Source organism: Rhodopirellula maiorica SM1 (assembly GCF_000346295.1).
In the GTDB taxonomy this organism is placed as follows: Bacteria; Planctomycetota; Planctomycetia; order Pirellulales; family Pirellulaceae; genus Novipirellula; species Novipirellula maiorica.
The window spans coordinates 1-8,688 of record NZ_ANOG01000941.1 but is presented as its reverse complement, the minus strand read 5'-3'; the positions used below and the strand labels follow the sequence as shown (position 1 = coordinate 8,688).

The window sequence follows — 8,688 nt, the reverse complement described above, 5'->3', positions numbered from 1 at the left end:
TGCGTCAGTTCCGGCGGCGCGGTGCACGGATCGTTTGGCACGCAGGTCGTTTCGCATATGGGATCGCCACTGCGAACGTGTCAACGGTCGTGCCGGCCCGCTCGTGTGCGTCGCAATCCGTTGAGCTTGTGCATAGCTGGGTTGCTGGCTGACGTGCAGCACCATTTGACGCACGATGTAATAGGGCACATAAACGACGCCCACGATTGACATCAGCGGCAACAGCCAGTGCGTGTTGACGACCAACACAAACGACGCGGCGATCAACAAGAAAATCTTTGCACCAGGCGAACGGTCCAAGGTTCGCCACCAAGATTGAAGATCCGAAACACTCGCCCGTATGGCGCGAGCGAGCGGCTCGCTATCGCTTGCAATGTTGGCGTGATTGACCGCCGGGGCTACCGGATGCGGGCGACTGCCGGACGCCATTGATGATTTCGCAGACGAATGGGAATGTGTATTTGTGTTTGCGTTTGTGTTCGTGTTGGCGTGCGTCGCGGTTGTATGGATCGCTGTGGGATCTGATCGCGTGATACCGAGGGCGTTGGTCATCTCTGGTACCGAACGAAAGCGATTCGCCGGATCCTTTTCCAAACATTTCGCCACGACCGATCGATAGGGTTCCGCAATCTGACTGACATCAGGTTTAGCCGTCATATGTTTGACGATGATCTCGTGACAGCTTTCGCCGTCAAACGGCACGGTGCCTGTGAGCAGTTCGTAGGTCATGATCCCGATGGCGTAGATGTCGATTTCGCGGCCGTATTCGCCACGTCCAATCTCAGGTGCCATATAGTGAAATGTGCCAACGCTTTCGGTGTGACCGCCGCGATGCGATGCCGAGATAAATTTGCTCAATCCGTAATCGCCCACTTTGACAATTCCCATGTCGTCAAAGACGTTACCGGGTTTCAAGTCGCGATGGACCAAGCCGGCACCGTGCAAATGGTCGACGCCCGCGGCGATTCCGGACAACCAACGATGAACCTCGTTGACCGCCAATCCGCTCGGCGCTTGATCGAGCACCTGTCGCAGATTTTGGCCCGCCACGTATTCCATCACCACCCAAGCCTGTTCTTGGTCGTCGTGGCAAATGTCGTAAAGCGCGATCAGATGAGGATGCTTTAGATTCAAGCAGTGGGATACCCCTCGCAATTCCACTTCCAAATTGCGTTGGATCCGTTTGAGCGCGACCTCTTTTCCCGCCTCGCTGACGGCAAAATAAACCTCGCCAAATCCGCCCATGCCGATCCCACGACGAATCGTGTATCGATCTAAGGGCGTCGATCCGGAGGGATAAGTAAATGACATCGATGAGGTGGTCGCGTGGCTAACGTGTGTTTCTTCGAACTGTCGTCGATCTGTTGCCGATGATCCACTGTGGTGGTTCGATTCGACCTCTAGTTTACCGAGAAGTGTCGTCATGAATCGATTTCCCAAATGAAATTCTCGACTGAATGAATGGCACGGTTTGGACCAAACACGGTTCGCAGCGGTTGAAGAGCGAAATTGCAGTTTTTCATTGTTTCACATCCTCAACGACTGTTTCGTGATTCGGTCCGCCTACCACGCCGCTCTGTGACTCTCGTCTATGGGGGAAAGGCTTCATTTCCTGCCGATCAGGGCGCCGCTTTTATGCTTTCTCAAGCGTCATCTCCACTTCCCCCACCTCCATTCTTTGTCCCACCGTCAGCTCCGACAATTCGGTGTCGCCGACAACTTTGCCCAACCAGCGGTCGCCGCGGCGGGTCATGACCACTTTTTCGCTCCCCAAATGAGCCGCTTTGATATGACAGTCCGCCGTCGCGCCCATCAACAGCGTTTCATCCGCCAAAATCACCCCATCGACATGTCCATCAAAACGGTGGGGCGGCATCAATGTCAGTACTGCAGAACGACTCAGCGGACTGGGATGTCGAAAAATCAGCGATGCCGATCCCGTCATCGACAGCGGATGCCCACTGAGTATCAACTCGGCAGGCCGTGCTGCGCCGGCAAATTCCCAGAAATAACTGTCCTCACGACGCGAAAGCGTTCCCGCGACGCGAGGCAGATCCGAATGGATTCGCACATCGCTGCTGCCCGCCGGGCTGGCGCCACCAATGGTCCAGGAATCGCCCGAGAGGATCAGAAAACCCCCGCAACCATCGACCCAAAGCCTCCAACGCGATGCTGCAGGCTTTGAGTTCACTAGGGGTTTCGATTCGGACACGTCCATCAGCCTTTTCTCGGTGCCGCGTACCTCGTTGCTGTCATCACGCTGGCGTTGCTGCCATCACTCTGCAGAACTAGTCTAACTGGATCGCAACCAGCGACTTCGTCGACGAGCTTCCTTCGTCGCCAAAATAGCTAGTGATTTCGTCAAGCAGGGTCTCTTCGCTTGGCTCATCCAAGTCGATCTCACCAAAATACTCAACATCGACCTTCATCGTTTCTTCGGCGACATCAATCCGAGCATGAATCTCGTCAAGCAATTGACGGGTCTTGGACAGATGGCTGTCGTCCAACGCCAATTCGCTGCTGGTTTCGGCAACACGAAGCGATGCGAGTCGAGCTTGCAAGTTCTCTACTTCGACTTCGAGTTGGCGTTTGGCACTCAGCATCGCATCCATTCGCTCATGGGCCGCTTCCAGCGACGATTTGCGAGCGGAAAGCATTTTTTCGAGTTTCTCGGCAGTCTGCTTGCGAGTCTTGAAGCGGCTAAAGCGGTTGCTCAAGTCGTTCTTGACTTGGGCTGACGTGTAAGTCCGACCACCATAGGTGTAAAGATGCGAATCCTTGCGAAGATCGTCGCTTAGCCGTTCGATATCGGCTTGCGTTTTGGCTAGCCGCTCGTCCGTTTCGGTCATCTGAGATTCGAGTCGAGCGACCTCGACCTTTTCCAATGCGATGCGTTTAGCATTGTGCTCAATTTCAGGTTTCAAGTCGGCGATCATCTGCCGAGCTCGCTTCAGTTCCCACTCCAGCGGCATGGCGTCGGATGTCGATGATCGCAACCAATCGACGCCGCATCTCGCATAGCTGAACAATGGAACGCCCATCGTCATTGTGGACAGTAACGCAACCGCACCGCCCGCCAGGATCATCTTTTTTAACATCGATGTATCTCCCCAAACTGTGGCTGATATTTCTTTCGTGCGGCACATCGGCCGCTGTACAAAAAGGAATTCGCAGCCAAGACGGGATTCTTGGTGAGCCGCCAAAAACTTTTTGGCAAAATCAGATCTACAAACGCTAGCTGCTCAGAGTCTTTTCAATATTCGCGGTACGGACGGCCTTGATCGCGAGAGTGTCCTCTGCCCCCGCTGTAGTGCCGTCCCCCGCTGCAGAAAATAGTAGCGACTTAAAAAAGCGAGATCCAATTCTGCGAAATTTACAGTGATTTGTTGTTTGCGACTGCCGAAAAGTAGGGCGATATAGTGGGGCATTTGCCCTCAATCGGGCATTTTCGCCACGGGGGGGATGTTGCGCCGAGGCAACATTGCGGTCTTTAATCTATGGAAAAGTAATCACAATCGTGACGGATCCGCCTTCGCTAATGACGTAGATTGGATTATTATTGGCTCGTGGTGTTCGATTTGCCGACATTAATCACTGGGAAACATGCCTGGATGACATGTCGCGACACAGCGATATCACTTTAATGACATTTCTTTTTTTCCTTTGAAAATAAGAACGTTTTCCTAACTCGTTATTTTGTCAGTGGTTACGACGTGATGTTCGGTTCGGCATCACTGATGGGCATACCACTTGCAGTGAACCCAGAACTGAAAAGGCCGTCTAAGTCATTATTCAGTGACCTAAAGGTCGAAACAGAACGTAATGTTTGTATATCGTCTCCGCCTGTTTATCTAATCAATTGATGCGCTCAATCGCAACGCGCAGGAGATTATCCCAATGACTACATCAAGCGACTTAAAGACTTCACCCAATCCTAGCGACGAGCGGTGGCACGCTCTTGCGGCGACGATTTCGCCTGAATCGACCGACGTTTTCGGTCAATGGGTAAGCGATCAACTAAAAGAGCTCGAAGCACGCCTCGGCGATTTTGAGTCTCCTCGCTCGGTGTGTCATAACCTACGCGGATAATCGCGATACGCTGATGGTGTCGACGCGGTCACGCTGTACCGCGTTTAGAGGGGGCCGCGTTTAAATGGCTGAGCGTTTTGGTGGCACAGTGTTTTGATGGCTGCTGCCTAGATCGATGCTTTTTACGGGGCGGGTTCGTGCGATCGCGGCTTCCCAGAGCTCTATTTGACGCTCATCCCTTCGATCCGGAAGATCGCGAAATGGCTGGCACCGCCTGGCCCTTTGCCGCCCGGATACTTGTACTTCTCGGTGTCAATCTTGAACTTGCCCTCGACCGTCACGGGACGGGTGACAAAGTCGGTCGTGCGTCCCGGTAACATCTCGACGATCACACAGTCGAACAATGCGGCACCTGGGCCGAAACAGCATTCTTGGTTGTCACGCACCAACACAAACTGATCGATATCGGTCTCTTTAAACAGCGTGCTGGGCAGGATATAGCCACGTAGCTTCACTTTGATCCCATCGAGTCGTTTGACATCGGGCGTCAGGGCGCCTTTTTCGAATGCCGCGTCCTTTTCGATATCAAACTTTAGATCGTCAAAGGTGATGTCCCCTTTGGCGATCGACGCGTCGCTGCTTTTGCGCTCAACAACCCCTTTGGTTTTCGCTTCGGACGTATTTTCCGCATCGGTTGCCGTTTTCGAGCTGTCCGCCGACTCGGACGCGGTTGTGGGCGAATCGGCGAAGCTGGTCGCCGCAGAACTGTCGATCAGCGAAAACGTCAGCAGCATCACGAGCGAGATCTTGTACCAAGGCATGTGAAAATCGTCTTTGGAGGGATAACCCGTGAGGTTGGGCTGATGGAGGTGGGGCTAAGGTCGACCACGTCTATCCTAAGGCCGATGCTCAGCACACCAAAGCTTAACGCACCTGGTCCGCTTTTATTCGATAGAAAATGTTGTTGTCAAAGTCAGTTAGCTTCTGAGGTGTACGATTGAGCTGGAATTTGCCTGCAAGTTTGCGTTTCGTCAGTCCTGCTTTGACATTTTTCCCGTTCGTCACCGTGACTTCGATCATGTCACTACTTTTGGGCTGGCCACCGAAGCAGCACGTTCCCAGGTCAGGGACCAAAATAAATTGACGCAGCGCTCCACTGCCCGATGCGGGATGGATGTAGCCTTTGAGAAAAACTTTGTTTCCGTCGATATCGTAGGCAAATCGAGTCGGAATATCAGGCATTCCTTCGGGCTGCTGCAGTTCGTGAAACGGAATCCGCGTGTAGCCTTCGGGGACTTCGGTCATGTAAATGTAGGTGTGAAGCCCGATCCCGCTAACCATCAGCAGGGCATTGGCAATCACGCCAAATCTGGCGAGTGCTGCGCCGCTGTATTCGTCTGGGTACTGTTTGGTCGCGCGATAACCAACGATGCCTGCAGCGATGCCGACCGCCGTCAGAATCAACAGCGGCGAGAAGGTCGGAATCAGCCCGGGGAAAGCAAGAACAAAGAAAACCACCGAAGCGATTGCCGCCCGACTGACTGCTCGGTACGGGAATTCAACCACATCGCTTGACGATGACATTTGAAGTTCAGCTGACATGGGGATAATAAAGCCTTGATCGAAGTCGCGGTAGCTTATTCACGCTCTTGTACGGGGACGGGAACCACCGCCGGGCCGCCGGAGAGCAACAGGAACTGGCCGATCATGATGGTCGACAGTGACAGTGAAACTACGTAGACCAACCGCCAAGGGTTCGCCGATGTCGGGTGGGTTTGCGATGCCAATGAAGCCGCGACAACCGGCGTATTGGCGGCCGTTAAGCTGCCCATCGCCGCATGCGGCTCGTTGATCGCTCCGCGGTCAAATCGAGCGACCATTTCGGAATCGGAAGCCACATTGGAATCGGACACCTCGAAGCGATCGAGTGTGCGGATTGTCGCAGTTGCCGTCGACGACTCCTTCGCTTTGGGAGCGGCCGATGTGTTCGCTTTGGTGGTTTCTTTGGCTGGCACAGGAATCGAGAAAAAAGTATTCGCCCGTTTGACACTTTCAGGGTCAACCTTCTCGAGTTCTTTGAGCGCTTCGCTCGCTTCGGGCAGCGGACAGGCTCGCAGGTAGTTCACGACCGGGACACGAACCCAGTTGTTGTCTGGATCCGCTTCCAAGAAGAGCTGTTTCATCTTGTCGATCTGACTCCAGTCGCTCCAACGCGCCAGATCGGGGATGACAAGATCCGCCAAGTCTTCGCGGTCCAAAACGTGGTGCAGCGATTCGACCAATGCACTGCGAGCGATCACGTCCCCTTCGGTGCCATGAAAGCGAATCGCCATGATTGCGGCGTAGGTGTCCGCGTAAGGAGCCTTGCTGTTCTTTAAGAACAGTTCGTCGATCACCGCGAGCCCCTTTTCCCCCGATAGCGTTAAATAGCAAGCCACCAACGCATCCAACCCGCTGCGGCTGCTCTTCTGAGTGCTGCGAAGCTGTGCTTCGAGCATCGGTAGATCTTTTTCATCGCCGCAGACCCCCAACATGGTCAGGTACAGTCTTCGGCGGTCCACGGTGGCCTCTGGGTCGTTGATCCAGCTGACCAGTGCGGCGTGGTCAATTTCCGGGGCAAGTGCTTTGACGGCCGAGTAGGGGGCGATCGCAAACTCGTCGTACGCGTCTCGCGAGAGCATCGTCTCTTCGTCTTGCAAGTAATCGTAATAGAACCGCAATCGAGTGACGTCATCCTCGTCGGCCAGTTTCGTGACCTTCATCAAATAGGCTTCGGCGCGTGGGGACAGTGGCAAACAGGACCACTGCATTTCGGGAGGATCGACGCCCGACAGCATGAAGGTGCGGCCCGTTTTGATGTCACCGTAGTAGATTGCGTTGACCTCTTGGCCGACTTTGACCAACGAGTCGCCTTTGAGCACTTTTTCGACTCGCATCAGCACTTCGCCGGTTTCTTCATTGCGAGCCGATTCGCGGTCCACAGCGGTAGCGATCACGACCGCATCCATGACCGACATCTCTTGACGCAGCGTTTGCGAAACGGCGTTACAGAATGGACAGGCCAATGTTGTATTGCCAACGAAACTCGTCACGAGAATCGCGATAACGAGCAGTGACGTGGTGAATCGACGAAACGACATACGTTGAACCAAATTGGAAAGGATGAACAAAAGAGCGTTTGCCCTACTGGATCAATCATCCAGTATAGCAATCATTCGATTTTTGTATCGAAATCTGCAGCGAATTCGAGTTTTCTAAAGCCATCTCGAACTCCCTGCACACGCAATCTTAGGTGGATGGTAGGGGAACGGTGAAGTCACCAGGGGAACGCAGCAAGCGTTGTGGCAAAAATTGTAGTCAAAATCGTAAGCCAAAACGACTCAACCGATGATACCAGATGTGCCGATAGTGACGGTACGCACGTTTGCGATATCACCCATCGGGCCGATGCCGGCCCTCCAATCATCGCCCCCCAGAGGGAGAGCCACGGATGCTCCGTCATTTATTGTTAGCTGCTGTCCTCGTTTGCAGTTGTTGTGCCCTGGCCGATTCGGCTTCGGCGGAACAGCGCGCTTATGGCCAAAATTGGGGTGGAGCGGCCGGTTCCCGCGACTGGAATCGCTTCTATCACTACCCCTACGTTTACTATCCGCAAAACTTCTACAGCCAAGAATATTTCCAGAGCAGTGATAGCATGTACCATCGCTATCCTCAGGAAATGCGAATTCCGGTCTACAACAAGAAGTGGCACAACTACTACCCCAGCAGTCGCCGCTACCACCAAGGCCATCACTTTATCTTGGATGTGTTTTAGGTCACCGCAGCGTTGGATTAAACGGCTAACGGGATTCTACACGATGATTCCTTTCTACCTGCTTAGCCGACGGAATTCATGACCGCAGGAACCAAGATCCGCAATCTGATGCGGCTGCTCGATGCGTCGGACGCTCCGGTGTGGGCGATCGATCCCGCCGGCAAACTGGTCTATTTGTCCGCGGCTACCGCGCGATGGCTGGGCTTGGATGTTGAACAACTACTGCAGCGGCGTGCGGTCGCCGGCAGTCCCGTATCGGATGATCCGCTTGATCTTTTAGCGGCGACACTCTCGCCTCCTCCGGGATTAAATCATCGCGGAACCGCTTCATTGCGAGTTCAGCCGGCCGGAGATGCAAAACATCGCATTGACCCGATCGATGTTCGCTTTGTCCGCATCGGTTCGGGATCATCGGGGTTGACGATCGCGATTGGCGGCCGTTTCAACGACCGTGTTCCCGACGAGGAAATTGCGGACGCGGCGAACGTCCGCCAACAGCTCGATGCATGGCGAAAACGGCACGCAGCGATCGCGACCGTCGCCACCGCGGGCGTCTCGTCGTCGGCCAAACGGATGCGAGCTCGCATTCAAGTCGCTGCCAGCGTGCGAACACATCTGGGATTCTTTGCTCCGGCGGGATCCAATTGTGAATCGATTGCCCAGCGGGTTCATCAGCAATCGGCGCAGCGTGAACCGATTGCGATCGTCGATGGACCGTTGATGGATCCTGAATTGCTCGATGCATCCATCGTTCCGGTGGTGAATCAACTTGCCAATTCCGCCGACGCCAAAGCCACGGTGTTGGTGCGAGGGTTGGATGAGATGCCGTTGGATGCGCAGCGGCA

General features: G+C 54.3%; 9 protein-coding genes. 3 read left to right on the top strand and 6 right to left on the bottom strand.

All coding sequences use genetic code 11. The features are described from left to right. The 3 genes from RMSM_RS29950 to RMSM_RS29940 form a co-directional block, all read right to left on the bottom strand. The coding region (locus RMSM_RS29950) for a serine/threonine protein kinase (RefSeq protein ID WP_236622364.1) at window positions 1-1,425 on the bottom strand (1,425 nt) is incomplete at its 3' end. A 208-nt stretch (window positions 1,426-1,633) separates the two neighbouring features. Next, window positions 1,634-2,191, bottom strand: a complete 558-nt coding sequence (locus RMSM_RS29945; RefSeq protein ID WP_144058063.1) for a hypothetical protein — start codon at window positions 2,189-2,191, stop codon at window positions 1,634-1,636. A 97-nt stretch (window positions 2,192-2,288) separates the two neighbouring features. Beyond that, the gene (locus RMSM_RS29940; protein WP_008706311.1) at window positions 2,289-3,098 is read right to left on the bottom strand and encodes a coiled-coil domain-containing protein; all 810 of its coding nucleotides are present in this window, start codon (window positions 3,096-3,098) and stop codon (window positions 2,289-2,291) included. Between the two features lie 799 nt (window positions 3,099-3,897). On the opposite strand from RMSM_RS29940, the gene RMSM_RS40260 reads away from it, so the two are divergent. Beyond that, on the top strand, window positions 3,898-4,089 hold the full coding sequence (locus tag RMSM_RS40260; RefSeq protein WP_008706307.1) for a hypothetical protein: 192 nt from the start codon (window positions 3,898-3,900) through the stop codon (window positions 4,087-4,089). Window positions 4,090-4,250: 161 nt separating this feature from the next. On the opposite strand, the gene RMSM_RS29935 is transcribed toward RMSM_RS40260, so the two are convergent. The 3 genes from RMSM_RS29935 to RMSM_RS29925 form a co-directional block, all read right to left on the bottom strand. Beyond that, window positions 4,251-4,850 (bottom strand): DUF3299 domain-containing protein, encoded by a 600-nt coding sequence (locus RMSM_RS29935; protein ID WP_008706304.1) that lies wholly within the window; start codon window positions 4,848-4,850, stop codon window positions 4,251-4,253. 103 nt (window positions 4,851-4,953) lie between these two features. Continuing rightward, window positions 4,954-5,613: a DUF3299 domain-containing protein gene (locus RMSM_RS29930; protein ID WP_236622363.1), complete on the bottom strand. Its 660-nt coding sequence runs from the start codon at window positions 5,611-5,613 to the stop codon at window positions 4,954-4,956. A 53-nt stretch (window positions 5,614-5,666) separates the two neighbouring features. Then, complete coding sequence (locus RMSM_RS29925) at window positions 5,667-7,121, bottom strand: hypothetical protein (RefSeq protein ID WP_201767096.1); 1,455 nt, start codon at window positions 7,119-7,121, stop codon at window positions 5,667-5,669. Between the two features lie 398 nt (window positions 7,122-7,519). On the opposite strand from RMSM_RS29925, the gene RMSM_RS29920 reads away from it, so the two are divergent. Together RMSM_RS29920 and RMSM_RS29915 are read left to right on the top strand one after the other, a co-directional pair. Next, on the top strand, window positions 7,520-7,843 hold the full coding sequence (locus RMSM_RS29920; protein WP_008706298.1) for a hypothetical protein: 324 nt from the start codon (window positions 7,520-7,522) through the stop codon (window positions 7,841-7,843). A gap of 78 nt (window positions 7,844-7,921) precedes the next feature. After that, a partial coding sequence (locus RMSM_RS29915) for a PAS domain-containing protein (RefSeq protein WP_008706295.1) occupies window positions 7,922-8,688 on the top strand: 767 nt, incomplete at its 3' end.